The sequence below is a fragment of the Bacillus sp. FSL K6-1106 genome, assembly GCF_038005245.1.
GTDB classification, from domain to species: domain Bacteria; phylum Bacillota; class Bacilli; order Bacillales; family Bacillaceae; genus Bacillus; species Bacillus altitudinis.
Genome location: NZ_JBBOSV010000001.1, coordinates 1689829 through 1716812, shown reverse-complemented (window position 1 = coordinate 1716812; position 26984 = coordinate 1689829). Strand labels below are relative to the sequence as shown.

At 38.8% G+C, this 26984-nt stretch carries 26 protein-coding genes; 18 read left to right on the top strand and 8 right to left on the bottom strand.

Annotated features, from left to right (window positions below; genetic code table 11):
* Window position 1 precedes the first annotated feature (1 nt).
* The 3 genes from MHI20_RS09050 (at window position 2) to MHI20_RS09040 (ending at window position 3290) form a co-directional block, all read left to right on the top strand.
* Window positions 2–802: a peptidoglycan recognition protein family protein gene (locus MHI20_RS09050; protein ID WP_061418942.1), complete on the top strand. Its 801-nt coding sequence runs from the start codon at window positions 2–4 to the stop codon at window positions 800–802.
* A 307-nt stretch (window positions 803–1109) separates the two neighbouring features.
* Window positions 1110–1832 carry a hypothetical protein gene (locus MHI20_RS09045; protein WP_061418945.1) on the top strand — a complete coding sequence of 241 codons (723 nt, stop codon included), beginning with the start codon at window positions 1110–1112 and terminating at the stop codon, window positions 1830–1832.
* Between the two features lie 324 nt (window positions 1833–2156).
* The gene (locus MHI20_RS09040) at window positions 2157–3290 is read left to right on the top strand and encodes a response regulator aspartate phosphatase (protein WP_061418948.1); all 1134 of its coding nucleotides are present in this window, start codon (window positions 2157–2159) and stop codon (window positions 3288–3290) included.
* A 154-nt stretch (window positions 3291–3444) separates the two neighbouring features.
* Here the strand turns inward: MHI20_RS09040 and MHI20_RS09035 are convergent, their stop codons facing one another.
* Window positions 3445–3636, bottom strand: a complete 192-nt coding sequence (locus MHI20_RS09035) for a hypothetical protein (RefSeq protein WP_144739449.1) — start codon at window positions 3634–3636, stop codon at window positions 3445–3447.
* 588 nt (window positions 3637–4224) lie between these two features.
* Window positions 4225–4410, bottom strand: a complete 186-nt coding sequence (locus tag MHI20_RS19235) for a hypothetical protein (protein WP_186316909.1) — start codon at window positions 4408–4410, stop codon at window positions 4225–4227.
* 508 nt (window positions 4411–4918) lie between these two features.
* On the opposite strand from MHI20_RS19235, the gene MHI20_RS09030 reads away from it, so the two are divergent.
* Together MHI20_RS09030 and MHI20_RS09025 are read left to right on the top strand one after the other, a co-directional pair.
* Window positions 4919–6112 (top strand): DNA cytosine methyltransferase, encoded by a 1194-nt coding sequence (locus MHI20_RS09030; RefSeq protein WP_144665961.1) that lies wholly within the window; start codon window positions 4919–4921, stop codon window positions 6110–6112.
* A gap of 26 nt (window positions 6113–6138) precedes the next feature.
* Entirely contained in the window at window positions 6139–7008 is an 870-nt protein-coding gene (locus MHI20_RS09025) for a Bpu10I family restriction endonuclease (protein ID WP_144665958.1), read from the top strand.
* Between the two features lie 142 nt (window positions 7009–7150).
* On the opposite strand, the gene MHI20_RS09020 is transcribed toward MHI20_RS09025, so the two are convergent.
* The gene (locus MHI20_RS09020; protein WP_144665955.1) at window positions 7151–7534 is read right to left on the bottom strand and encodes a hypothetical protein; all 384 of its coding nucleotides are present in this window, start codon (window positions 7532–7534) and stop codon (window positions 7151–7153) included.
* Window positions 7535–8240: 706 nt separating this feature from the next.
* Between MHI20_RS09020 and MHI20_RS09015 the strand changes: the two genes are divergently transcribed.
* Together MHI20_RS09015 and MHI20_RS09010 are read left to right on the top strand one after the other, a co-directional pair.
* Window positions 8241–8807: a TetR/AcrR family transcriptional regulator gene (locus MHI20_RS09015; RefSeq protein WP_340937654.1), complete on the top strand. Its 567-nt coding sequence runs from the start codon at window positions 8241–8243 to the stop codon at window positions 8805–8807.
* Window positions 8808–8864: 57 nt separating this feature from the next.
* Entirely contained in the window at window positions 8865–10721 is a 1857-nt protein-coding gene (locus MHI20_RS09010; protein WP_340937652.1) for an alpha/beta fold hydrolase, read from the top strand.
* 78 nt (window positions 10722–10799) lie between these two features.
* Here the strand turns inward: MHI20_RS09010 and MHI20_RS09005 are convergent, their stop codons facing one another.
* Entirely contained in the window at window positions 10800–11444 is a 645-nt protein-coding gene (locus MHI20_RS09005; protein ID WP_283933212.1) for an FMN-dependent NADH-azoreductase, read from the bottom strand.
* 83 nt (window positions 11445–11527) lie between these two features.
* On the opposite strand from MHI20_RS09005, the gene MHI20_RS09000 reads away from it, so the two are divergent.
* Window positions 11528–12466 (top strand): helix-turn-helix transcriptional regulator, encoded by a 939-nt coding sequence (locus tag MHI20_RS09000; RefSeq protein ID WP_045034593.1) that lies wholly within the window; start codon window positions 11528–11530, stop codon window positions 12464–12466.
* A 78-nt stretch (window positions 12467–12544) separates the two neighbouring features.
* Here the strand turns inward: MHI20_RS09000 and MHI20_RS08995 are convergent, their stop codons facing one another.
* Window positions 12545–13750, bottom strand: a complete 1206-nt coding sequence (locus MHI20_RS08995; protein ID WP_268357044.1) for a DUF418 domain-containing protein — start codon at window positions 13748–13750, stop codon at window positions 12545–12547.
* Between the two features lie 237 nt (window positions 13751–13987).
* Between MHI20_RS08995 and MHI20_RS08990 the strand changes: the two genes are divergently transcribed.
* The 4 genes from MHI20_RS08990 (at window position 13988) to MHI20_RS08975 (ending at window position 17650) form a co-directional block, all read left to right on the top strand.
* A complete protein-coding gene (locus MHI20_RS08990) occupies window positions 13988–14683 on the top strand; it encodes a response regulator transcription factor (RefSeq protein WP_041507734.1) in 696 nt (231 codons plus the stop codon).
* Window positions 14670–15977: a HAMP domain-containing sensor histidine kinase gene (locus MHI20_RS08985; RefSeq protein ID WP_041507733.1), complete on the top strand. Its 1308-nt coding sequence runs from the start codon at window positions 14670–14672 to the stop codon at window positions 15975–15977. Before MHI20_RS08990 ends, MHI20_RS08985 begins: the two co-directional genes overlap by 14 nt.
* A gap of 38 nt (window positions 15978–16015) precedes the next feature.
* Window positions 16016–16444, top strand: a complete 429-nt coding sequence (gene psiE / locus MHI20_RS08980; protein ID WP_024719769.1) for a phosphate-starvation-inducible protein PsiE — start codon at window positions 16016–16018, stop codon at window positions 16442–16444.
* 291 nt (window positions 16445–16735) lie between these two features.
* Window positions 16736–17650, top strand: a complete 915-nt coding sequence (locus tag MHI20_RS08975) for an alpha/beta hydrolase (protein ID WP_041507732.1) — start codon at window positions 16736–16738, stop codon at window positions 17648–17650.
* Between the two features lie 82 nt (window positions 17651–17732).
* Here the strand turns inward: MHI20_RS08975 and MHI20_RS08970 are convergent, their stop codons facing one another.
* Window positions 17733–18035 (bottom strand): LCI fold-containing protein, encoded by a 303-nt coding sequence (locus MHI20_RS08970; RefSeq protein ID WP_041507731.1) that lies wholly within the window; start codon window positions 18033–18035, stop codon window positions 17733–17735.
* 244 nt (window positions 18036–18279) lie between these two features.
* Between MHI20_RS08970 and MHI20_RS08965 the strand changes: the two genes are divergently transcribed.
* The 4 genes from MHI20_RS08965 to MHI20_RS08950 all read left to right on the top strand — a co-directional run bounded on the left by MHI20_RS08965 (window position 18280) and on the right by MHI20_RS08950 (window position 22115).
* Window positions 18280–19233 carry an ABC transporter substrate-binding protein gene (locus MHI20_RS08965; protein ID WP_007500381.1) on the top strand — a complete coding sequence of 318 codons (954 nt, stop codon included), beginning with the start codon at window positions 18280–18282 and terminating at the stop codon, window positions 19231–19233.
* A gap of 70 nt (window positions 19234–19303) precedes the next feature.
* Window positions 19304–20320, top strand: a complete 1017-nt coding sequence (locus MHI20_RS08960; protein WP_008346988.1) for a FecCD family ABC transporter permease — start codon at window positions 19304–19306, stop codon at window positions 20318–20320.
* Window positions 20313–21350, top strand: coding sequence for a FecCD family ABC transporter permease (locus MHI20_RS08955; RefSeq protein ID WP_041091855.1), 1038 nt, complete (start codon window positions 20313–20315; stop codon window positions 21348–21350). Before MHI20_RS08960 ends, MHI20_RS08955 begins: the two co-directional genes overlap by 8 nt.
* A 21-nt stretch (window positions 21351–21371) precedes the next feature.
* Window positions 21372–22115, top strand: coding sequence for an IucA/IucC family C-terminal-domain containing protein (locus tag MHI20_RS08950; RefSeq protein WP_096881817.1), 744 nt, complete (start codon window positions 21372–21374; stop codon window positions 22113–22115).
* A 15-nt stretch (window positions 22116–22130) separates the two neighbouring features.
* Here the strand turns inward: MHI20_RS08950 and MHI20_RS08945 are convergent, their stop codons facing one another.
* Window positions 22131–23009, bottom strand: coding sequence for an endonuclease I family protein (locus MHI20_RS08945; protein WP_045034557.1), 879 nt, complete (start codon window positions 23007–23009; stop codon window positions 22131–22133).
* 173 nt (window positions 23010–23182) lie between these two features.
* Here MHI20_RS08945 and MHI20_RS08940 point away from each other — a divergent pair, with 173 nt between their 5' ends.
* Window positions 23183–24418: a pyridoxal-phosphate-dependent aminotransferase family protein gene (locus tag MHI20_RS08940; RefSeq protein WP_100324856.1), complete on the top strand. Its 1236-nt coding sequence runs from the start codon at window positions 23183–23185 to the stop codon at window positions 24416–24418.
* 163 nt (window positions 24419–24581) lie between these two features.
* Complete coding sequence (locus tag MHI20_RS08935) at window positions 24582–25775, top strand: MFS transporter (protein ID WP_008346860.1); 1194 nt, start codon at window positions 24582–24584, stop codon at window positions 25773–25775.
* Window positions 25776–25823: 48 nt separating this feature from the next.
* Here MHI20_RS08935 and MHI20_RS08930 read toward each other — a convergent pair whose 3' ends face one another.
* Window positions 25824–26981: an oxalate decarboxylase family bicupin gene (locus MHI20_RS08930; RefSeq protein ID WP_007500396.1), complete on the bottom strand. Its 1158-nt coding sequence runs from the start codon at window positions 26979–26981 to the stop codon at window positions 25824–25826.
* Window positions 26982–26984 lie beyond the last annotated feature (3 nt).

The window sequence follows — 26984 nt, the reverse complement described above, 5'->3', positions numbered from 1 at the left end:
AATGGTGAAAATCATTCAAGACTTCATTTCAAAAGGGAATAAAAATCGACCAGGCAACTATATGAAGCCTTTATATATTACAGTTCATAACACAGCCAATACGTCAAAGGGCGCAGACGCAGCAAGTCACGCTAATTTTGTGAAACGCTCATCCACGGCGGTGAGCTGGCACTACACTGTAGACGAAAATGTGATCTATCAGCATTTACCGTTAAACGAAAATGGTTGGCACGCAGGAGACGGCAGAGGAACGGGCAATATGAAGTCAATTGGAATTGAGATTTGCGAAAATGCAGACGGCAATTTTGAGAAGGCGGTCGAAAATGCTCAATGGTTAATTCGCCAGTTAATGCAGGATCAAGGGATTCCATTAGCAAACGTTGTGCCGCATAAGCATTGGAGCGGGAAAGAATGTCCCCGCAAGCTGCTTAATCGTTGGGACAGCTTCAAAGCCGGGATCGCCGTTGCTCACACAAATAAAAAGCCGACTGTTAAACCAACAACAGCAGCACCATCCAAAACAGCAGCTTCCAAGCCTGCTAAAAAGTCATACAACCTGCCTACTGGCATTTTAAAAGTTACAAACCCTCTTACAAAGGGATCAGCAGTAAAAGCCGTACAAGAAGCCCTAGCGGCGGTTTACTACTACCCGGATAAAAAGGCAAAAAACAACGGGATTGACGGATATTATGGACCGAAAACAGCGGATGCGGTCAAGCGATTCCAATTGATGCACGGTCTTGCCGCCGACGGCATCTATGGTCCGAAGACTAAAGCAAAGCTCGAAAAAGCATTGAAATGAGTAAAACCCCTGTCCTTTTTAGGATGGGGGATTTTTTTGTATGTTGATTAGTAACATCGAATAAGTAAACTTTCTGAAGTATAGTTAAATATCTAAAGCATTTGCACCTATAAAAAAACATACATATTCCCATATATATTTTATGTATTTGTTTAAATCCCTTTTGATTAATTCGATCTAAGTAATATATTGTATTCAATACCATAATATTCTATAATTAACACTTGGAAGATCGTTAAAGTGTTGATTATCAAATTACGAGTCTAGGTCGTAATTTTTTAATAATACAATTCAAAGGGGAAACAAAATGAAGAGATTTATAACAAGTTTGAAAATCTTTGTTGCTGTCCTATTATTGTTTGCGATCACACCCATTGTAGCAACCGCAGAAGAAACTAACGATCAGTATTTAACGTTTGAAAAAGCAACGGATATTGTAACAAATGAAGACATAGAAAACTACAAGGCTCTAAGTGAAGAAGATATTATTGATCAAAAGACAGCAATTAGTGAGGGTTATGATGAAGGTGATGTTTTATCAAAAGAAGATACCTTATTTTTATTAACTCAAGCAGTTGTTGAACGTCAGGAACAAAACGAGGAAATTTCCACTAAAGGGATTAAATCATCAAAAAGTTTCACTGTTTCTAAAAAGAAATATGGAACAAAAGTGACTGTAAAAGGTACAATGTATCAAAATATTGCATTCCTTGCAGGTACATCATCGTATCGTGGGAATATAATAGCGACTCGAAACAGTGGAAAACTAAAACAAGTCTCCCTTAAAACGTATCATGATTCATTCGGTATTATAGGGTGGGGTGGAGGCTTTCCATCTATCGGTAAAGTATATGGTGGAAAAGTGAGTCATAAAAAGGTTGCTAATGCCAAAAGATATGCAATGGATAAAACACACCGTTACAATTCTATTATTCCAGCATATACAACTATGTGGACAAAAGCATCTGTGGTGACGAAGTCAAACAATGCGTATGATGTAGCTTCTAAAACATGGTCTAAATGGCATTAAATCTTTATGAAAGGAGATAGTAAATATGCCTTGGAATACGATTATTGGGGTTAGTCTATTTGTGGTTATACCTGTAGTCATAATCGCAGCAGTAATTTATTTTATTAAAAGAAAGAACACGAAAACATCTAATAGCTGATGACTTAAAAAAGAGCCGTTTATTTTAATTAGGCTCTTTTTTTATATTAGTTAATCAAAATTGCTCCGAATAAGGCTATACCATATCAAACACCCTAACTTTTGCGGTTTCTTTTCGGTGTGGAATTATTCAGAAAATGATAATATATGTCATTATAGGGAATAGCAAGGAAGGGGTAGGGTCTTATGGAGAAAGTTCTTTCTTCTCATGTCGGTATGAAAATCAATGAATGGTATTACCATATTCAAAGATTTAACGTACCGGACGCCGAAGCATATAAAGAAGAAATAAAATCTTTGCTCGATGATATGGAAGAAAACCAGGATTTATTATTATATTTCTCACTCATGGAGTTCCGACATAAATTAATGTTGGATTATTTGAATCCATTGGAAAATGGGAAAGAGCGTGCCAACTTTAGAGAACTAGCAATGAAAATAAAAAAGGATCAAGAGAAATTAACAGGCTTGCTAGATTATTATTTTAACTTTTTCTACGGCATGTACGAATTTGAAAACTATGAATACCTCAACGCAATTACCTTCTACAAACGAGCAGAAAAAAAGCTATCTCTTGTAAGTGATGATATTGAACGTGCCGAGTTCAATTACAAGATGGCTGAAATCTATTACCACATGAAACAAAACCACATGTCTATGCACCATATAGCCCAAGCAATAGAATGCTATCGAGAAAAAGAAACTTATACCGTTAGACAGATACAATGTTCCTTTGTCATTGGATTAAATTATATTGATATGGGTTGCCCCGAAAAAGCAAAGCCTCATTTTGAACACGCACTAGAAAAAGCAACGGAAAGCGACACTAAAAGATTAGTAGGATCAGCGCTTTATAATTTGGCGTTAAGTTATTTCCACAATGATGAAATTGTTGCTTCAATAAAATACTTAAATGATTCAATCAATGCTTTTAAAGAGCGAGGATATGAGCATTTTAACAGAATACTTGATCCATTAAGCGTGCTTGTAAGGTCGTATTTTCATGAGAAGGAAAACGATTTAGGGTTATATGCCCTTAACCAGGGAATAGAACTGGCTGAAAAATTAAATGATGACGTGATGCTTAAAGTGTTCACTTTTTATAAGGCGCTTTATGTCAAAGATGATTATGATAAAGTGTTGAGTGATACCGAATATTTAACCGATCGGGGAATGTATGCAATTCTTGAAGAATTATCGAAAGATGCAGCAAGGAAATATAAATCAGTAGGAGATAAAGACAAGGCGTCGAACTTCTATGAGAAGGTTCTTTACTTCCAACAATTAATTAAAAGGAGCGATTGCCTTTATGAAATTTAAGTCAGTAGTAGCAACCCTCATCATTATTGGCACTTTGAGCACGCTTGGTTATTTCGCCTTTTCACAAAACCATGAAGAAGCTATCAGAGGACACACATCAAGTATCGGTTATGATAAATTCCATTAAAAAAAGCCCTTTTTAGGGGCTTCTTTTTTATTTGAACCGCCATTCCTTCTTTTCCTTATCCCATGTCAATTCATTTCTTGAAATAAGATTTTTAACGGCTTTTCGTATAGATTGTTCGTCTTTACCTGTTTTTATTTTTAAGTCCTCAATTGTGGGGTTTTTGCGAAACCTGCTCATATTATAGATGATCCTGTATAGCTTCCTCTCAAGATCATTCATGAAATCACCACCCTGGACTATCTTATTTGAATATCTTTTTCATTAGCTTGCCGGATGCTTTACCCGCAGCACGTCGCATGATACGTTTTCCGATAGTACCCTTTTGAACGGCGTTGACGTCACCCAGGTATTTTGATGTTTTATAAAGGAATGATCTTAATTTATTTATGTTCATGTATTTCACTTCCTTCATTAGTATATTTATGTGGGTACACCCACAAAACACCCACAAACATATGACGGCTTATTATTTTATATGACGTAAAACAAATATAAACCGCAGGAATCACGCCAACAAGAGAACGTATGTTTTCATGTGATTCCCAAAAATAATTAAGTTTGAGATGGAAGGTTCGATTGGTTAATATCCGGAAAACCCATATATAATGCGGATTTGAGAGGATTTTTTATTGTGTCAACTTGGTGACGTGTTCGTGCCAAGTTGACCTTGTTTTTTAGTATAGGAGGCGAACTTTTGAAGTTCGTCTTCTTCTATTTTTTCGGTAATATCAAGATAAGTGTCCGCTGTTGTTTTCATTATTTTACCAAATTTTGCAAACCATCTTTTTATTTCAGGTCTATGAATAGTCATTGTTTTTTATGCCCAAAAGTGGGCAAAACGTGATTTCTTATAATTACTTCAATTTGTGTATATGTAGATTCCTTTACATTAGTTAATTGAGTAATCACTTCATTGTTACTCAACTTATCAATATTATTTAATTCAATTTCTTTTCTTAACACTTTTTGAGATAAATCTTTTATATATTTCATTTTTTGATATGATATTCTGATTTCTCTAAGTGCCTCATCAGAGAGCGAAATTACTTTTTCTGGTGTGATTGTCTCTTATGTTAAATTAATTAAATGTTCAAATATAGTTTCAGCTGCTCTAATTGAGAGAGTTGTTGACCAATGATAGACTTAATAAGATAAATATTTATTTCCTCGATTTTTTATTTCTAATTGCCCCATGAAATTAATTAATTTTCCGAGTAATGGATCATTATGACTTAAAATTTTTAACTTCTCATTCATTGGTTTATCACCAATATAAAATAATTTTAATAATGTAAAAATTAGGTGCCAAAATTCAATTATAATTAATATAAACATTAATTTCTAATTTCAAACTGATGAATTATAATTAAAGAAATAATTTTCATTCAGTAGAGTAAATAATACTGGGGTAAATGAAACAATTAAAAAATCTCTGTTTAAATGCTATAATATTAATTAAAAGAAATCATGTGTTCTGTTTTTACGGAGGAGATTAATATATATGAAAGTTTTAGATTTATTTGCTGGAGCTGGTGGGTTCAGTTTAGGATTTGAGCTTGCAGGTTGTGAAATAATAGGTGGCATTGAAGTGGATGCATGGGCAGGAGAAACATTTATGACTAATCATCGTGATGCAATTCTATTAAATGGTGATATCCAAACATACTCAAATGAATTCCTCTTGAAAACATTTGAAAATAATGAACCAGATATAATTATTGGTGGTCCACCTTGTCAGGGCTTCTCAATAAGTAATAGAAAGGCAGGAGACCCAAAAGACCCAAGAAATTCACTTTTCACAGAATTTATTAGAGTAGCCTCATTATTTAAACCAAAGTACTTAGTAATGGAAAATGTCCCTAATTTACTCAAGGCTAAGACAGAAAGTAAAGAGAAAGTTATTGATATTATTATAAGGGAAATGGAAAGTCTAGGATACCACGTTTATGTCAATGTTCTAAATGCAACTGATTATGGCGTGCCACAAATAAGAAAAAGAATGTTTGTAATTGGTTCCTTATCCAAGCTAGAAAATCCATTTCCGCTGCAAACTCATATTTTACCTAATGAAATTGATTTATTAAATTCAAACTTGCAGATTACTCCTACACTTTGGGATGCTATTTCAGACCTTCCAGAAATTGATGCTCGTCAGGGAAGTGAAGAAATGGAGTACGACAAAGAACCGATGAATGATTATCAGAGTTTTTTAAGAGGAGATTGTAATAGAGTATATAATCATAAGGCAATGAACCATTCAAAGAGAATGGTTGAGAGGTTCGAGTCAATGACTTTTGGTAATTCCATTGCTGACGTACCAGAGCATTTACGACCTTATAAAAGAAACGAGATCGGGACTATATCTGATAAACTCTACGACCAAAATAATAGAAGAATGCATCCTGATAAGCCATGTCATACAATTGCTGCTTCCTTTTATGCAAACTTTGTTCATCCATATAAGCATAGAAATTTCACGGCTCGTGAAGGTGCAAGAATACAAACATTCCCTGATTGGTACGTGTTTAAAGGTAAACCAACAGTTGTCAGTAAAAAGTTACTACAACGAGAGGGCAGATTTGATGAATCTTATCTTTGTCAATATAACCAAATAGGTAATGCAGTTCCACCATTATTAGCTAAAGCAGTTGCAAATAACTTACTTGTTACAAGTAGTGAATTATCTCATGTTTGAAAGTCAAGTTCGGGGGGATAAAAAAAGTGTACGTACATGGGACTAATTTATCGCAAAAAGAAATTCATCCAAGTAAATATAGAGATCAAGATTCAAGAAAGTATTTGGTTGAAATCCGTGAAAAATACAACGAGTGGAGAGAGAATAATGAGAAATTGTTAGGACCTTACTCAGAAAGAAAAGAGGAGGATGCTAACATTGTTAAAGAAAGAGTTAGGTTATTTCATGAATATAAGGAGTTCTTAGACCAACAACATTATGCAGAAAAGTTTGATTCAAGGTCAAACTTACATTCATCAGTTTTAGAAGAGTTTATCTACTACCTTTTCAAGGATTTAGCAAAAGAATTTAATAACCAAGCTCTTGTTGGAAAATCTCACTCTTTTAAGGATATGTTTATAAATCCTTCTAGCTACAGAGATATGGTAACCCAACCTAATATTAAAATTGAAAAGAAAGATCATGATTTTGTTATTGGAGTTAGTATACAAGCTAATATGTCTGTTGAAGGGTCAGAAGTAGTTGAAACTCACGTACTTGAGGTGCCCGCAATTGCAATCGAGTGTAAAACCTATTTGGACAAGACTATGTTAGAGGGTTCTTCTACAGCTGCTGAACAACTTAAAACCCGAAACCCAAATGCAAAATATATTGTTGTTGCAGAATGGCTTAAACTTACTGAACACGTTAACTTACAGAAATTTAAGGTTGACCAGATATATGTACTTAGAAAACAGAAAAATACCGATAGAGAATACAGATATCTTCCTACTTATGTAAAGAATCCGATTTACGAAGATGTAGTAATGCATTTATTTGAGATGGTTAGAGATCATCTTGTTAATGATTGGGAAGGTGGAATTCAACATGGATTACAAAGGGGTTTTTTACTGTAATCAGTTCATCAGTTCCGTTAATCTTTTATTTCCAAGAGTAGCTAAAAAAGAGAGAATGGGATATCCCATTCTCTCTTTTTTACGTTTTAGGTAATGATAATGCTTTAATTCTACATACTACAAATTCTTTATCTCCATACCATTACTTTCTATTAAGACTAATATCTTTATTTTTTCTGTTTTTAACTTCATCCATTTTCGAGTAAAAGCTTTCTTCTAAATCGATTTCAAAGTAATTAGCAATTTTAAAAATATAGGCAAAGCAATCGGCAAACTCTCTGCCTGGATTTTCTTTAATTTCTTCTTTTGCTAGATCGAATGCCCCTGTTTCGTTAATCCCTTGCATAATATTTTTGTTGACAATATTAAATGCTTTTCTAAGCTCTTCTGCAACTTCAGCGAGTTCTGTCGTTAAAAACATGTAATTATTTAAAAGTGATGCACGTGTCATTTCATAATTATCATTATTGATTTCCCATTTCATTTCTTGATGATATTTTCTTAAGAATTCTTGTACTTCCTTCACTGTCACACCTCTTTAAAAGTTATTATGTTTAATCCCAAATAAGCTTATCAAATTTTTCGGGTATTTTATATGAAGTAAAATTGGTCCAAAAAGCAATAAGGATACTTATTAATAGTCTGATTCGAATGGTATGATTCAAATTACAAATGGATATAAGGTTTGGGATTTGGCACGGGATAAAGTTTTATTAGAAAATGAACAAACTCACAAGTTTGCAGCTTGTGGGTTTGTTCATTTGTAAATACATGTAAAAATCTAATTTTATACGGCTTCTGTCCATGCCAACACCGTGCTAAGGTTTGAGCCAAGTTGAAATAATAATCCATTTTAAAACATTTGAAGAAATGCCCTTATATCAAGGGTTGAGCGGTATATTAATAAATCATTTCGTGCCAATCGGTTAATAAAGTCATTGAAACACGACGTTTTTTGAAGGCATTTAATCTCGAGTGATATCGTTATGATACCATTTGTTTAATTAAAGACCTTCATGGCGTTGTTTTTTTATGTAAATGTGGAGAAGTATACAATGTTCATCCTGGAATGACAGATTATTAGTTCGTGAAGTCAGACCCAACTCTCCAATCACATCATCATTAAAGCCATTATATTTTTTGTAGAATCAACCTTTTTTCTAAATGATCATAAATACTTGCCACATTCAAATTAGTACTGTATAGTTCTAATCATGACAAAGATAAAATTAATGAATCAAAAACGTGTACTTGAAGTAGCTGCAACTTTATTTTTAGAAAAAGGGTTTGCTTATACAAGTATGGATGAATTAGTTCGTGTAAGCAAAGTGTCAAAGTCTAATGTGTATTATCACTTTTCTAATAAGGAGGAATTATTAGAAGGGGTTGTTGATTATTGGATTGATATGTATCAAGCTGCAATAGACAACGTAATTTCTCAGACCCAATTTTCAGTTGAAGATCGTATTCAACTGTTTTTAAAGCAATTATCACAAGGAGTTCAGTCGAGAGAGTATAAGGGCGGATGTCCATTTATTACTCTTTATATTCAAAGTCCTGCAAAGGCCACACAAATAAAAGAAAAAATAGGTCTTTTTTTTACAGGATTACAAAAGAAAGTTTCTCTATTACTGAAACAAGGTGTAGAGAACGGGGAATTCAGAGATTCGATTCAGATTGATGAGGTGGCATCACTTTTTATGACAAATCTTGAAGGAGCGTTATTTATTTCAGAAACATTGAAAGATGCCACTGTCATCACAAAAACAGCAGATCATTTATTTAACTTGCTTCGATAAAGAAGCATTTTTTTTACATCAAATTAGTACTGATTAGTACTAAAAAGGAGACCTCATATGAAAACAGTACTTTTAATTGGTGGAACGGGCTTTATTGGGAAGCAATTAGTCGAGGAATTAGCGAAAGAGGATGTGAACATTCTTCTTTTAGTAAGATCGAAAAGTAAAGCAACACGCACTTTTCAAGAAAGAGGTATTTTAAAAGAGGCAGTGATGCACTTTGTTGAAGGTGATTTGACAAAAGTCGATTTGGGTCTAAGTCCTGAAGATCAGGAGAGGGTATTGAAAACGGATGTGATCATTCACGCAGGAGGCCCTATGGATATTCAAGCGACAAGTAAAGAGGCAGCTTCCGTCTTTTTAAATGGCGCCAAATATATTGGTGAATTAGCTAAAAGTATTCATCAATTGAAAGGCTTGCAGCAATTTATCCATGTTGTCGGTTATATGAGTCCCTTTGATGATCAAAATAGCAAGATTGCCATCGACGTGTTTGAAGAAGGAAACGATTACTTGAAAATAAAAAATCCTTATGAGAGAACAAAGTTTTTAGCAGATCTTTTTATTCGTCAACAGGCATCAGCAGTAGGTTATCCGCTTTCTGTCATTAATCCGCCAACTGTCGTTGGTAGTAGTCAAACAGGGAGTACAGAGCAAATTGCAGGATTAGGTTTGCTTGTAAAGAGTATGCGAAGAGGGCTTATGCCGGTGATTCCTGGAGGTAAGGACTATCGGTTACCACTTATTTCAAACGATGAGTTTGCGAAGTTTATTGTACAGGTTTTCAAGTTGGAGCAGCCGGCTATTCAAACATATACACTTGTTGAAGACAAAGAGCACGATCAGAACGTTGCTGGACTATTAAGTATGATGTCAGAAAGTATGAATATGAAGGCACCTAGCATCTCTGTCCCAATGCCACTGATGAAAGCTATCATGAATAGTGGTGTAAGTAAACTCACAAACATTCCTTCTGACGGATTGAATTTTATGACAAAACGAACGTTCTTAAATGTTTCAGTGAAAAAAATAATGGGAGAAGATTGGTTTAAGAAGACGAGTGTCATGACATTTTTCCCTGCTGTAGTAGCTGATCTAGATTATCGAATGATGGCTCAAAATGGTGAGCACCAACATTTATTTAAACGAACATTATGCGATAATAACACCCTTTACCAATTACAAGGAGAAGGGAAGCCGTTTATTTTATTACATGGTTTATTGAGTGATGGAGAAGATTTATTTCCTTTAGCACAGGAGCTTCATGAGAAAACAGGTCAACCTGTATGGATCTTGGACCTTCCTGGTTTGGGGCGTTCTCCATTTAAACGAGAGAAACATCTTCTAGATATCTATTTAAATGTAGTGAAAAAAGTAATAGAAAAAGCGACGAATGGTGCACATCTAATCGGCCATTCATTCGGTGCGTATATTCTTCTAGAAGCTTTGACACAAAAGTACATAGATAAGAAGTATTCCATCACTTTACTTCAGCCGCCTGTTGCTAAACAAAAGGCAAAATCACTTCATGTTCCTCAATTTCTGAACAAATGGACATTAAGATTGGCAACGACTCATTTGATAGAGCGTTATGTGTTAAGAAATGGTTTGTTTGAAAGCACGGAGAGCATCCCTGAACATTATATTGAAAAAATCAGAAAGAGCTTTACTTCTCCTAGAATTTTAAATACGACGGTTCAGCTTAACCATTTATTACTGAAAACCGATCAAGGTGACTTTAAAGAAGTCACAAAGGATCATTTTCACATGATTTGGGGGGAGTATGACAGAGGCTATTCTGCGCCATCACATCTTGGGAAGGTTGATTTTGTTCCGTATGGCCACCATTTCCCTCTTAGCCATCCGAGTGAAACGGCAGCATTAGTCATCAATAATATTTGTACTAGCAGATAGGAGTCACCCCAAAACGAAAAAGTAAGATTGATGACAAGTGAGCAAAATTTTTCGTTCTGGGTCTTGAAAAAATAGAAGTTAACGAGGTGCATAAAACGCATCTAAGGTTTTCGTCATATCATCAGATGCAGATTGTAAGATAGTCCTTTGATCTAAAACGGCTGTTCCTTGTGCCCGGACAATATGAAATTGATGAAACCCCATCAAGTTTTGAAATATTTCTTTTAGGTAATGATGTGAAAATTCCAGTGGTGTGTACCGATCGTTATTTGTGAAAATTGAGCCGCTTGCTTGAAGCAAAAGTACACGATAATCATCAGTCATCAGACCAACTGAACCCTCTTCTGTATACTTAAACGTTTCTCTAGCAATCAAAATATTATCTATATAATCTTTCATACGTGACGTCACATTGAAATTATGAACAGGTGATACAATCACGATTCGATGATGTGCTTTGAATTGAGCCAATAAAGCAGCAGAAGAAGCGGCGATTTTTTCCTCCGCAGCTGTTAATGATTGTTCAGATGCTTGCTTATCCCAAATACCTAGTAGCTGTTCTTTTTCGATACGAGGAATTTCAGTTCCATATAAATGTAAAATTGTTGGCTCCTCATGAGGGAATCTTTCTTTAAACTGCTTTAAAAATAGTGTTTGCAGTTTGTTTGAATAATTTTCTTGATGAGTGAAATCAGGGTGTGCGTTAATAATGAATGTTTTCATATGCATGCTCCTTTTCTTTTGATAAACTGAGTATAAAATATAAAGGTGACAAAACATGTCACCTTTTTCAGAAGGAAAATCAAATGAAAAAATCAGAACGCTTAAACCAAGAGCTTATTTTTTTAAGTGATAAATATTCATTTCAATTAAAAGATTTAGAAACTGAATTTGGCATTTCTAAACGTACGGCTTTAAGAGATATGGAAGAGCTAGAGTCCATGGGCTTAGCTTTTTATGTTGAAAATGGCAGACATGGAGGATATCGGCTCGTGAATCAATCTCCATTGGTTCCGATCTATTTTCAAATAGATGAAGTTCAAGCCATTTTTTTCGCTCTTAAAGCCTTAGATCTGTTGTCAGCAACACCGTTTAAAAAGTCATACTCACAGATTCGCCAAAAACTGTTTGCTACAATGTCTGATGAGAGAAAACAAAGGATCACGGAGACGTTGGATGTCATTCATTACTATCATGTTGCGCCAGTAAGTGAACAAAATCATTTGGATTTGATATTGCAGGCAATGATGGAAGATCAAATCGTGAAGATGACATACACTCAATATGAACATAAAAGGATCAGGCTACAATTTCTTGAGTTGTTTTATCGAAATGGGATTTGGTTTACCGAAGCATATGATGTTCAGAATAAAAAGTGGGGCATCTACAGATGTGATTGTATGATGGACATGATGATCGAAGAAGAAACGAAAGACACTTTTACGAAGGAAGAATTAAAAGCACTGCAGCTCGAGTACGAAAAAACTTATCATGATATCTCTTTTAAATGTCGATTAACGGAACAAGGGAAAGAGAAGTTTTTGAAGAATCATTATCCGAATATGAGATTGGAGACCATTGATGATACGCCTTATATAGTGGGTGGGTACAACCAAGAAGAATTATCGTATATGACTCACTATTTGATCTCATTTGGGAAACATGTGAAAATTGAATACCCCGATGAATTAAAAGAAAGTTATCTGACTCAATTGCAAGAAATGATGGATCAATATATAAAATGAACGGATTGTATCTGAATCACAAAAACTCAACACATGAAAAAAGGCGAACTGTCGTAATTCGCCCTTTTTCTATTACTTCTACTTCGCTGCCTGAAATGTATTTGTTTTCGATTGGTCATTGACCTTCCCATACGTCAGCTGACGCCAGATAAATTCCATCGGTCCAGACTTAAATCGCTTTAACCATAACGTACTGAAAAGGACAAGGAAGGTATACACGCCAATTGCCATGAAGAACGTGCCAGCCGGTGAAAGATGATCGGCAAGTCCAGCTCCGTACTTGAGAAATAGCATTGTTCCAATAATGGAGTGAAGCAAATAACAGGTCAGGGACATTCGTCCGACTTTGGTGAACACCATTAAAGCACCTCGCAGCTGAGGAATGTGCAGAAACAGCATCGCAAGTGAACTCATATAAAACATACTGCCAGTCAATCCCCCATTTTGCTCAAGTGCAGAGACAATGTTCATCCATGGCGTATTTCCAAAAGAGTTGACCGCCGTCATAATCGTACTGGCTAGTGTGATAAGAAAAGCAATTGTACAAATCATCCAGATCCGATTCCAAATCGCTTTTTTCGTCTCCATGTTTTTGAAAAACGACATTTTCACAAAATACACACCAAGTAAAAACATGAAGAACATGGAATAGACGGTGGAAAATGAGCTCGAAGCCATCGTGAACATATCCGTCCACCGGTCACCTATCGATGCTAAATAAGTCAGACTGTTGTGACTGTTCAATTCAAAATCGGCAAAATCCGGCTTGCCTGATGATCCTGTACTGATGGTATTGAGCAGCATGGTGAAAAGAGGCGTGAGCAATTGAATCACAAAGAGTGTGATGAGCCAGTACTGGATGGTTTTGGCTGTGCGTTTGTAAAAGAAAAGCAGTAAAAAGCCCGCGACAGCATAATAGGTTAAAATATCTCCAATCCATACAAACGTGACATGCAGAAGACCGATCCCTAAGAGAATGGTTAATCTGCGAGCAAACAACTTGTTCGGGCTGTCCACCTTTTGAGCGGCTCGATCCATAAATATCATAAAACCAACCCCGAATAGAAAAGAAAATAACGTAATGAATTTCCCCGAGGCAAACCAATTCACAATGTGGTGAAAACCATCATTAGACTCCATCTCAAATCCCTTGACCGAATCCACAATCAAAAAATAGTTGACCAAAATAATCCCCATTAAGGCGAATCCTCGTACGATGTCCAAGAAATGCACCCGTTCTTTGAGACTCATTGGTTGTCCGTGTTCTACCTTGTTTACATTCATATCTATGCTCCTTTTCGTGTATTGGATCTAAAGATAAATCCTTCAATGAATCAATATACAGGTCAATTCTTAATCATTTATGAAGATCCAATTTTTTGAAAATAAATGTGACAACTTGATGGCAATTGATCATATTCATAAACACTTAAGATTTATGGTGTATCTTTTCACATAGCTAGATGATATATAGTAATAACATATAAGAATGAACATCATGAAGGATGAGGTGATTGAGACATGACCCATCGAATATTAGTTGTAGAGGATGATCAGGATATCGGTGATCTTTTGCAGGAATCTCTGACACGTGCAGGGTATGAGGTGCTGAGAGCCATGAATGGCAAGCAGGCATTGTATGTTGTAGATGATTCGCTTGATTTGGTGATTTTGGATGTTATGATGCCAGGTATCTCTGGGATCGAAACGTGCCAGCAAATAAGAGCCACCTCAAATGTGCCAATTTTATTTTTGACCGCCAGATCTAGTACATGGGATAAAACCGAAGGACTACTCGCTGGCGGAGATGATTATATGACAAAACCTTTTTCAGAAGAGGAGCTTCACGCTAGGGTCATGGCGCAATTGCGCAGATATACCATCTATCAGGAAAAAAAGGAACAGGAAGAAACCTATTTAGTTGGCGGTAGCCTGAAGGTGAGTGAAGAATTTAATGAAGTGTGGAAAAATGGGCAGCAAATCAAGTTATCTGATTTAGAATATCGGATATTAAAACTGCTCATGAACAAACGAAACAAAATATTCTCTGCTCAAAATATTTATGAAAGCGTGTGGGGCCAGCCTTATTTTTATTGTTCAAACAATACGGTCATGGTGCATATCCGAAAGCTGCGTGCCAAAATTGAAGATGACCCGGCTCGTCCCGTGTATATCAAAACAGAATGGGGGAGAGGATACCGGTTTGGCACATCGTAAATATACGCTGACCAAAAAGCTGTCACTGCTCATTTTGGTCGCTGCTATCGTAAGTGGTGTTGTCTTTTTGACACTGCAAAAGATCACTGATCACCTGATTGAAGGATATTTAAGTTCGGATGAGTACTATAAGGAAGAATCTGCTAGATACATTCAAACATTCAGCCGCTACGTTTCAGAACATGAGCTGACTTCAACGGATCGAAAAGCATTCGGTGAGTGGGTGAAAAAAGAAGATTATATTAATCTCACTGTTTACAAGGATGAAGTGCTTCAATATGACTCGATTTACTCTGCCGCTGACGAATCGGCCTATGGGAAAGAAAAGGTGACCGACTACGCAAAGCGTCATTCTTACCCGGTTCAATTTAGCGACGGAGAAGGTAGGGTTATGGTAGACGGATTTTACTCTTCTCGATATCACGATCTCGCCTTTACACTAGAACTGCTTGGTGCAACACTCATTTTTCTCCTGATTGTGCTTGTTGGCATTCGCCGAAGTCTGCGTTACTTGCAAACGATCCGTGAAGAGATTCATATTCTTGAAGGCGGTGAGCTCGATTATGAGATGACAGTGAAGGGGCATGATGAATTGGCCATGATTGCAAAGAGCATTGAGGATTTAAGAACAGCCTTTTTGGACAAGCTTCACGCCATTGATGATCTGCAGGAAGAGAGCCGCAGTTTAGTGACCGAAATGTCGCATGATATGAGGACCCCGCTGACATCACTCATCATGAATCTGGAATTTGCGAAAAAAGAGGAGGCTCTAGCGGATACCCGCAAGGAGCAATATATAGCGAGTGCGTATGGAAAAGCCCTGCAATTAAAGAATCTGTCTGACAATCTATTTGCCTATTTCCTGCTAGATAAAGAGCACGAGTCAGAGCTTGAAACCGTTGCAGTGAAAGAAGTGATTTATGATCTTCTATCAGATCAGGTCGCCCTGCTGCATCAGGAGAATTTCACGGTCCATATTGTAGGCGAAATGCCGGATAGCTATATGAACGTAAACGTCGAGGAACTTGGCAGAGTGTTTGATAATGTGATGTCAAATTTACGTAAATACGCAGATCCTGAAAAGGACATTCAGATTACTTTTTTATCCGACCAAGATGTCTTTGAAATCCATGTGAGCAATGCGATAAAAAAGACAGACAACATCCCGGAAAGCAATGGACTCGGGGAACGAAGCATCAAGCGGATGATGTCCCGAATGCATGGACAGTTTGAAAGTGTAGAAAAACGCGATACCTACTACATCGTGCTGCGATTTTGGAATACCAAAATGTAGAGAGCAAAAACAACATCATGGAATGGGGAAACAATCTGATGAAACGATTCAACAATTTCCAAAAGGTACCTGATCTTCTGCAAGCCCTTCTGAATATCTGCCTGTTCTTTCTAGCGATTGCGCTAAGCGTACTCTTAATTAGTGAAACATGGTACATCGTACAATTCGTCTATAAAACAGTGTTTAACAAAGGAGAAAGCTATTATGGAATGCTTGGCGAGCTGCTGATCTTCTTTATGTATTTTGAGTTTATCGCCTTAATTATTAAATACTTTAAATCCAACTTTCATTTTCCGCTGCGTTATTTTATTTATATTGGCATCACAGCTGTCATCCGTTTGATTATCATTGATCATGAACAGGCCGTATCGACATTCTGGTGGGCACTGGCCATTCTTGCGATGACCTGTGCACTCTTTATCGCGAGCAAAAGAGATACTGCTCATGAGCATGAGGAAGTGAAGTGAGGAAGAAGAAGGACGAGTGGTCAACACTCGTCTTTTTTGTGTTTAAATGAACAGTTTTTGAATATGTGTTGATTAATGAACAATGATTGAAAGATTGACAATTGATGATGATGTATCTAGAAAATATAATATAAATAGACAGGTGTTCATAAATGAATAGATGTATAGAAAAAGTATTCTGTCCAAAGCAGTTAACGGATTCACAAGTTCTTATGTTATGCTTTAGAAAAAGAGAAACCATTCTTTTCCTAGACATTGATTGTCATCATTCTATCTATAGGGGTCGATCGTATGCGAAGTATTCAAAGTTTGTTTGTTGAATGGTTACTTGTACTTACAAAGAAGAAACTGAATGTTGAGGGGTATTTAGAAGAACGAAGAATGGCGAATCAATTACCTTATGTGCTGCCTGAGAAGTTGAAAAAGAAATATCACATCACCAAAAGCAGCACGTTTTCAGTCGATACGTACATGTTGAAATCAGATGTGCAGCCAGATGATCATCAGGTGCTATTTTTACATGGAGGAGGCTATATTGAGCAGCCGCTCGTATGGCATTGGCGTTTCTTGGATCGATTGACGAAGCAATTAAATGGTACGGTGTATGTGCCAGTTTATCCAAAAGCACCGAATCATCAATATATGGATGCAATCGAGAGTGTTCTCCCAGTTTACCAAGCTCTTTTAGAAAAAGGAACACCAGAAAAAATCGTCATCATGGGTGATTCTGCTGGCGGCGGTTTATCGCTCGCCTTTGCTCAATACTTAGCAAAAAAAGGTCTTCCGCAGCCTGGAAACTTGATTCTATTATCACCATGGCTTGATGTGACATTAAGTAATCCTGATATCGCTAAAATGGTTCCAAAAGAGCCAATGCTCAACCTAGATTTACTGATCGAATCGGGCAAAGCCTATGCAGGTGATACAGATGAAACACATCATTTGATCAGCCCGATCTATGGAGAAATCAAATCGTTAGGACGAATTTCTGTTTTTATTGGCACTCATGAATTCTTTCTCCCAGATGCCCGGAAATTCAAAGAGATGGCAGACAAGCAGGGTGTTCCCATCAACTATATCGAATACCCAAAAATGAATCACGTCTTTCCTGTCTTTCCTATTCCCGAAGCGAACCAAGCGTTAAAACAAATTGTCGCTATTATTGAGAGTAAGACGTTCCCTTTACGTGATATCGATTCATTGTAAATGTAAAAAAACACCGATAAAAGAAACGTTGCTGAAGATCACAACATCTCCTTATCGGTGTTTACGCTTTTTAGATTATATTTTAGCCCTCGTAATAAGCATAGAGTCCAGAGCTTCCTTTAAAGTACCATTTCACGCCACTTGCATCTGTGAAAGAGTTGGCAAAAATAGCTGTGTCAGAGTACATACATAAGTAAGGTTTGTTTGAATTACGGAATTTCCTTAAGATATCACTAGGGCAGGTTGTGACAGTTGCACTTGTACGAGCAACGAGATCTGTACTGTCTGCTTGTGTAGATGAAGTAGCACTAGCTGCTGGAACATACGAAGAAAGAAGTAACCCAAAAGAAAGAGCGACACCAGTCATAGTTTTTTTCCATTTCATTAAGATCATTTCCTTTCCAAAATCTGTATTTACTTACAACCTCATTATAGGAAAATAGATGTCATCAAAAAAGAGACGAAAGAATTATATTTTCCTTAATACTCCATTTTATGATTGGGAGATTATTATCTGTTATTTTTATATTTTACATTGACACCATCTTTTTCTATGATAAAATCAAATTGTGATAATGAGAATCGTTATCAAACGATATGACTACATATAGAATGGATAGGTGAGGTACATGTTCAAAAAATCTTTTTGGTCGCTATTAGTTGTGCTCTCCATCGTATTACTTGCGGCTTGTGGCAGTAATAGCAGCGAAGGCAAGTCAGATAGTAATGAGAAAACAAGAACCGTTGAAAGCGCTATCGGTTCAACTGAAATTAAAGGATCGCCTAAACGTGTGGTGACGTTGTATCAAGGAGCAACAGATGCAGCCGTCGCTATGGGTATTAAACCAGTGGGTGTTGTAGAATCTTGGCTTGAAGCACCTACGTATAAATATTTAAGAGATGATTTAAAGGGTGTCAAAATTGTTGGGCAGGAAACACAACCAAACTTAGAAGAAATTGAAAAGCTGAAGCCAGATTTGATCATTGCATCAAAAATCCGTCACGAGCAAATTTTTGATCAGCTGAAAGAAATCGCTCCAACTGTTGCAACAGAAACAGTGTTCACTTTTAAAGACACAGTGAATTTAATGGGTGAAGCGTTAAACAAGCAAGACAAATCAAAAGAATTGCTGACGAAGTGGGATGACCGCGTCGCTGACTTCAAAGAAAAAGCAAAGAAAGACATTAAAAACTGGCCAATGAGTGTGTCTGTGGTGAACTTCCGTGCAGATCATGCAAGAATCTATCAAACTGGGTTTGCAGGTTCAATTTTAACAGAGCTAGGCTTTGAAGGTCCTAAAAATGTCAAAGATAAAAAGCAAGATATCATTACACTTACAGACAAAGAGAGCATTCCACAAATGGATGCAGATGTGATCTATTACTTCATGGATGATCAGGATAAAGCAGTTGAAAAAGCATATAAAGAGTGGACAAGTCATCCTTTATGGAAGCAGCTTGATGCAGTGAAAGCGAAGCAAGTGCATAAAGTTGATGAAATCACTTGGAACATGGCTGGCGGTATCACCGCTGCAAACATGATGCTTGATGATATTTATGATCGTCTAGGGCTTGATAAATAAGTGTAGCAGAGGAGAAAATGTGAAAAACCATTTTCTCCTTTTTCCATAACAGATTGAAAGCGGGAATCAGATGAGAAGTTTATTAAAAAAGGATTCGAGCAAGGCACTGCTATTTGCTGGATTCATCGTGTTGATGTTGGTCTTTTTTATGCTCAGTATTTCTCTTGGGCAAACCTCAATTTCCCTCAAAGCCACCATCCATGCGTTTCTTCAGTTTGATGAGTCAGATCCAAACAGTGTGATTGTCATGACATCCAGATTATCAAGAGCTTTAATTGCGACGGTTGTTGGATCAAGTCTAGCGATTTCAGGTGCACTCATGCAGGCATTGACGAGAAATCCGCTGGCTGCACCAGATCTTTTAGGTATTAATGCAGGTGGACTCTTTTTTATTGTGATTTCGATTGTTTTCTTTTCTACCGAGTCGTTAACAGGTTATATGTGGACGGCCTTTTTAGGCGCTGCCATTGCAGGTATGCTCGTCTTTCTTCTAGGCTCCATTGGAAGAGACGGACTGACACCGGTCAAAATTGTACTCGCAGGTGCTGCGATATCTGCTCTGTTTGCGTCCTTTACTCAAGGACTTTTAATCGTGAATGAACAGTCCATTCAAAGCATCCTGTTCTGGATGGCTGGTTCAGTGTCAGGAAGAAGTATAGATATGCTGCTGCCTGTGCTGCCTTATATTCTTGGGGCGACTGTGGTGGCGCTGCTTCTTGGCCGCTCGATCAATGTCCTTTTATCGGGTGATGATATTGCGAAAGGGCTTGGCCAGCGTACGTTGCTTTTGAAGATGACGATGGGGGTACTTGTCGTCTTTTTAGCAGGAGGTTCCGTCGCTGTCGCAGGATCCATTGGATTTGTTGGTTTTCTTGTGCCGCATATTGTGAAAAAGCTTGTTGGACCTGACCACCGCTGGGTACTGCCGTATTGTGCCGTTGTAGGGGCGTCGCTTTTACTTGTCGCAGATCTTGCCGCTCGTTTTCTGATCATGCCGCAGGAAGTACCGATTGGTGTCATGACGGCAATTGCAGGAGCGCCTCTATTTGTTTATCTCGTGCGCAAGGGGTTGAAGACAGGTGGCTAAAACATATACAGTGCGTTCAAAGGGCGGGCGCATTTCATTTCAATTTTCAAAGCGGACGTTTTTGATTTTACTATTATTGACAGGCGTTGCCTTTGGTTTATTTATTCTGAGCCTTTGTATGGGCAGCCGCTTTATTCCGCCTACTGATGTGCTGCTGCATATCTTCGGACAAGGTGAGGGAAATACGTTTGTATTAAATACGTTGAGGATTCCAAGGACCCTGCTTGCGATTTTAGTGGGAGCGGCACTTGCGGTATCGGGGCTTATTTTACAAGGTCTCATTCGAAATCCGCTTGCATCGCCTGACATCATAGGAATTACGAGCGGTGCGTCGTTTGGCGCCATTATGTTCATCGTCTTTTGGATGGGTACTGTGCCTATTGCTTATCAGTCGTTGTGGGCCATTGCAGGCGCTTTTGCGGTATCATGCCTGATTTATTTGCTTTCATGGAAAAAAGGCGTCAAGCCAATCACGCTCGTCTTGATGGGGATTGGGATTTCCGCCATTATGAAGGCGTGTGTGACGTTTACTCTTGTGCTCAGCGATACGATGACCACGACCAAGTCATACATCTGGCTGACGGGCAGTTTATATGGTTCTACAATGAAGGACGTCATCGCAATGCTTCCTTGGGTATTGATTATTTTACCGATTGTCATGGTGCTGGCAAGAACGATGAATGTGAAGGAGCTTGGAGATGATCTTGCAACAGGTCTCGGTGTCAAGGTTCAGGCGAAGCGGTTATTCTTTCTACTGATGAGTGTGACATTAGCCGGTATTGCCGTTGCATTCGCAGGTGGTATTGAATTTGTTGGACTGATGGCGCCGCATGTTGCACGGATGATCATCGGTCGTTCCTTTATTGCGCTTGTTCCAGCATCTGCGCTTGTTGGAAGTATTCTCGTCATGCTGGCAGACTTAGTTGCGAGAACGGCTTTTCTCCCGTTAGATGTCCCGGCAGGTGTGTTTACGGCGGCAATTGGTGCACCGTTCTTTATTTATTTGTTATATCAACAGCGAAATCGTTAAACGAAAGATGGGGGTTTTGATATGAAGCCAGAGTGGGTTGAGAGAGAATTACTTGATTTCGGGGTACACATCACAAATGGACCAATGACATCTGATCGCACACTTGCTGCGCTTTTTTCAGAAGCATCTATCAGACGTTTATTAGAAGCTGAAAAGGAAGCGATGCATGCACCGAATATAGCAGTGGCGGCGTCCATGTTTTCAAAACGCTATGCCTATTTAGCTGTTAGTTCTACTTTGTACTTGATGACGATGTATGATGCTGTCTACCGGTTTTCACCAGAGGCGTGTGTCTTTAGAGAAGATCGTAAAATTGAGCTAGATGAAACGCTCTGTTCATTTGTTCAGTTAGAAGGAGATCGTCATGAGTGGAGAGAGCAGGTCGTCCGCATGCTATTTACTCAGTGTGTCACACCTCTTTTAGATGTATTGAAACGTACTTCAAGACTTCCGTATTCGATTTTATGGGAAAATGTAGCGGTACGTATCAATTCTCTTTACCGTAGCATGATGCGAGAAACGGAAGAGCCTAAAATGAAAGAGCGCGTACGGGAGGATTATTTGTTTCTGAAGAAGGCATCGGGTGATCTTTTCGGAGCGAAGCAAAATCCGTTCCAGCACAGCTTAAATTTAGATGAAAGTTTGCTAGACACATCAAATCGAAAGACTTGCTGTATGTATTATAAGCTTGAGAAAAAATCGGAAAGTCTTGATTATTGTCTCGTCTGTCCGCTTGAAAAAAAGAAAGGCACTGCTTGTTCATAGCAGTGCCTCTCTTTTTTATTCCCAAATATCGCTTACCCATTCAGGGTGATCAATAAAAGGATTGCGATTGTGCTGGTACGTTTGATAGATGATTTCGTTACGATTCCGTTCGATTTGATCGACTGGATCTTGCTTGTGCCATTTCAATAGGACAGACATTTTGCCGTGAAGAGGGGCGCTTCCATTATTCACTTTGTTGTTCAATTCTAAATCTAGGAAACGGTCATCGCCTTCATATCGGACGGCCATATAAAAGAGCATTCTTGCTACATCTCCTTTCACCCGGCTATGAGGTTCAAATGAGTCGCTGTCGTAGAAGTTGCCCGGCGCTCCCTTGTATTCATTTCCGCCTATATCAAAATCTAAATTTCCTCGTGTGCTATTCGTTTGTACGTCTGTTGCCCGAAGGTGATGGAGATCTGTACCAGGTCCCTGGCTCGTCCCAAAATTGCCGTGAGATTTAGCCCACACATGCTCCCGGTTCCACTGTCCCACGTTTCCTCCATTTGCTTGCTTTGACCTGGAGATACCGCTATAGAGCAAAAGCACATTGCTTGGATTTTTTGGATCTTCATCCGTTTTCTTTAATGCATCCCAAACCTGGCTGTAGGATAGCTGCGTATGATCATCAATAATATCGTGTAATGCTTTCTTAAGAGCAGGTCCAGATTTGCCAGCAGCAGATTGGTAATAGGAATCAATTTGACTTGAAGCGGTTGTTTTCGCATGTTGAGCAGATGTTTCGGTTTGTAGCTGTAACGGGGAAAAGGTGATGGTTTGACTCGGTTCATTCAGAGTAAAGCCTTGAGCATTTGCAGCGGGAGGCAGCGGAGCGGCAAATGTACCGAAAATCATGATTCCGGCGGCCACAGTTCCAAATAAAGATCTTTTCATTCTATTTCCTCCTTCATAGGGAATGTATACTCTTTAGTTCTATCATATTGCCATAAAGAAATAAATGGATTTATCGTAAATTTTATGTAACCAATTCGTAAGAAAAGAGATTGCTATTTTATCAGCATTGCTGTATAAGTGGGCATATAAGGATGGACACAGCAAGGGAGAGGATGGATAACGTGAAAGAACTGCATACACCTTCTAGAACCATTATGACACCAGGACCTGTCGAAGTAGATCCGAGAGTCCTTCGGGTGATGAGTACACCAATTCTTGGTCAATTTGACCCTGCATTTACAGAGATCATGAATGAAACGATGACCTTATTACGATCACTTTTTCAAACAGAAAATGAATGGGCTTATCCAATTGATGGGACGTCGCGCTCAGGACTTGAAGCTGTGCTTGCCAGTGTGATCGAGCCCGGAGATGTCATGCTCGTTCCGGTCTTTGGACGCTTCGGTCATTTGCTGATTGAAATTGGACAGCGCTATGGTGCTGAGGTACATACAATGGAATGTGAATGGGGAACGGTTTTTAAGCAAGACGACATCATCGCAGAGATGCATCAAGTCAAGCCGAAAATTGTTGCGATGGTTCATGGTGAAACATCTACCGGAAGAATACAGCCGCTTGAGAAAATTGGTGAAGCATGCCGAGCGCTTGATGCGCTTTTTATTGTAGACGCTGTGGCGACAATTGGTGGTGTCGAGGTCAAGGTAGACGAATGGAAAATCGATGCGGCAATTGGGGGCTCGCAGAAATGCTTGTCTGTTCCATCAGGGATGTCACCGATCACATATAATGAACGAGTGGCAGACGTCGTACAATCGAGAAAGAAAGTAGAAAAAGGGATTGCAACACAGGACGAACTGCAAAAACAGGTAGACATTTCTCCAATCAAAAGCAATTACTTTGATCTAAGCCAGCTGCAAGATTATTGGAGCCCGAGGCGGTTAAATCATCATACAGAAGCGACAACGATGCTTTATGCACTGAGAGAAGGGGTTCGACTTGTGCTAGAAGAAGGTCTGGAGGAACGTTTTCAACGCCACTTGTTTCATGAAAAGGCTTTAATGGCAGGACTTGAAGCGATGGGGCTTGAATTATTTGGTGATCCAGACTGCAAAATGCCGGTCGTGACGTGTATCGTCATTCCAAGTGATATCGACGGAGAAGCGGTCCGGGCTGATCTTCTTCATCATTTTGGAATTGAAATTGCGAGTTCATTTGGGCCTCTTGCAGGACAGATATGGAGAATTGGCTCAATGGGCTATAGCTGCCGAAAGGAAAATATTCTATTTGTTTTAGCAGGCCTTGAAGCCATCTTGATGAAATACGGCGCAGCCATCAATTGTGGCGCTGGGTTACAGGCGGCTCTTTCCATCTATGAACAAGCTGAATAAAAAAGGGATTCTCAAAATACTCGCCACCAGCGGGTATTTTTTATTTGGGAAAAAACGCTGTTTTTTGAAAAACTAGACTTATAGAGAGCGATATCGCTATACTGAAGAAGTTCTTATCATTTTTGTCATCATTTTCATTTATTTTGAAGAAAGAGGTTTTAATATGAAAAAAATGGGCAGATTGTACATTTTGATGCTCAATATTTTTATTGCCATGCTTGGATTTGGTCTGATCGTTCCTGTCATGCCAAGTTATATTGAAGCCTTTGGCGCAACTGGGAAAACACTTGGTTTCCTCGTTGCTGCAACTGGCCTCACACAATTTGCTTTATCACCCGTCGCTGGAGCGCTGACTGATCGATTTGGACGCAGAAAATTGATTATTGCCGGGATTGCTGGCTTTACGATTGCCCAGTTTATTTTTGCATTTGCTGATCAGCTTTGGATGCTGTTTGTGTCTCGGTTCTTTGGTGGTGCTGCCGGAGCTTTACTCATGCCCGCCATGTTTGCATACATCGCTGATATCACAAGTGAGAAGGATCGAGGGAAAGGAATGGGGCTATTTAGTGCAGCAATGACGTTAGGCTTTGTCATTGGACCAGGCGTAGGCGGCTATTTGGTTGAGTTTGGGATTGCTTTTCCTTTCCTCATCGCTGGTTCCTTTGCAGCCCTGTCGACGCTGTTGTCTTTCTTGTTCTTACCTGAAACTTTAACAAAGGAAAAGCAGGAAGAAGCACGATTGAATAAAGAGCTTCATTTCAATCCTTTTACGCAGATGATTCAGGCTTTAAAAACACCATACGGTTTTTTGTTTATCTTGGCCTTTGTTTTGAATTTCGGAATCATTCATTTTGAATCGATCTTTGGCTTATATGTGGACCAAAAACATGGCTTTACACCGAAGGATATTGCATTTGTCATTACGGTAGCTGGACTTGCGGGTGTCATCGTTCAAGGTGCTTTAGTGAATACCTTTGTGAAACGATTTGGCGAAATGCGTGTCGTCCGTTATGCCCTTTTAGCTGCGGCGTTTATGCTGATCGCCTGCCGCTTTGCCCCTTCCTTTTGGCTGATTTTTACGGGCTCCATTTTGTTTTTATCGGCCACCTCGTTTGTTCGTCCAGCTCTCAATACATTACTTTCTAAAATGGCAGGGAATCAGCAGGGGGTAGCAGGCGGCCTCAATACATCCTTTATGAGCCTTGCGAATATCGTCGGGCCAAGTCTTGCGGGTATTTTATTTGATGTGAATATTGAGCTGCCATTTATGTTTGGAACGCTGGTGCTTTGTATGAGTTTCATTGCTTCTATTTTATGGGCGAAAAAAGCGCAGCAACATTCCCATGCCGTATCGTAAAGACAGCATAGAAAAAACCGATCAGCACAAATGGATCGGTTTTTTTCGTCATCGCTCATACTTCACGACTGGTGATTTTTCTTTATGCAGCGCATGAATCAATGCATCGTCTACATGCAAATGCTCCTTCACTAATTGAGGAGGGGTTAAGGCCATCCATTGGTTCAATGAAATATCAGCAAATCGATCGCTTTTAAACATTTCTAGAAACCAAAGGCTCGTTTGCCCAATATTTTGTATGTAATGCCCCATCCCGAAAGGAACATAACCAACATCACCTGCTCTGTAATTAAAGGTGCGAGCTGTCCCGCCTGCTCCAAAAACCGTCATTTTGGCTGTACCGGTTAAATAGTATTGCCACTCATCATTATTCGGGTGCCAGTGCATTTCTCTCATCCCGCCAGGTTTTACCTCCACAAGTGCAGCAGCAATGGTTTTAGATACTGGAAAATTGCGTGAGTCGACGATTCGCACTGTTCCCCCAGAGGTCACGATTGGTTTTTGACGAAGGAGTTGATGGGTAAATGGCGGTTTGATGCCGCCGTATGGATCAGAGACTGTTTGGCTTTCAATGGATGCCGGTGAAGAGCCTTGAAACATATAGCGCTGTTTATGTGGAATGCGGTCAAACAGCTTGATTGGCACGCCGAAATTAGCAGAAAGAATGTCTTTTGGTGTATGAGCAAACCAGTCTGTGATGGTGAACGTATCAAATTCAGAAAAAGCACCATCATCAAACACAAGGAGAAACTCACAGCCATCCTCAAGACCTTGAATGGAGTGCGGAATACCGGGCGGGAAATACCACAAGTCTCCTTCTTCTACATCAGCGATCATATTCCGTCCTTCTGCATCTACAGATGTGATCCGGGCTTTGCCTAAAATCATATATGCCCATTCCGCCTGCTTATGCCAATGAAGCTCACGAACACCTCCGCGCGTAAGCCGCATGTTCACACCAGCAATCGTTGTTGAAACAGGCAGCTCTCGCTCGGTAATTTCCCTCGACCAGCCGCCATGATTCAAGTGCATATGTGTATCAGAATATGAAAATTTTAAATTAGGAATCGTCCCCGCATCCGTTTTAGGGGGAACGAACATATCTGGGTTCTCCATATCGCGCAGAACGTCTCGCGGGCCTAAATCGGTTGCGCCGGCCCCATCGTCTCGAATCGGTTGCGGGATGTGACGAATCTCCTCATCCATTTG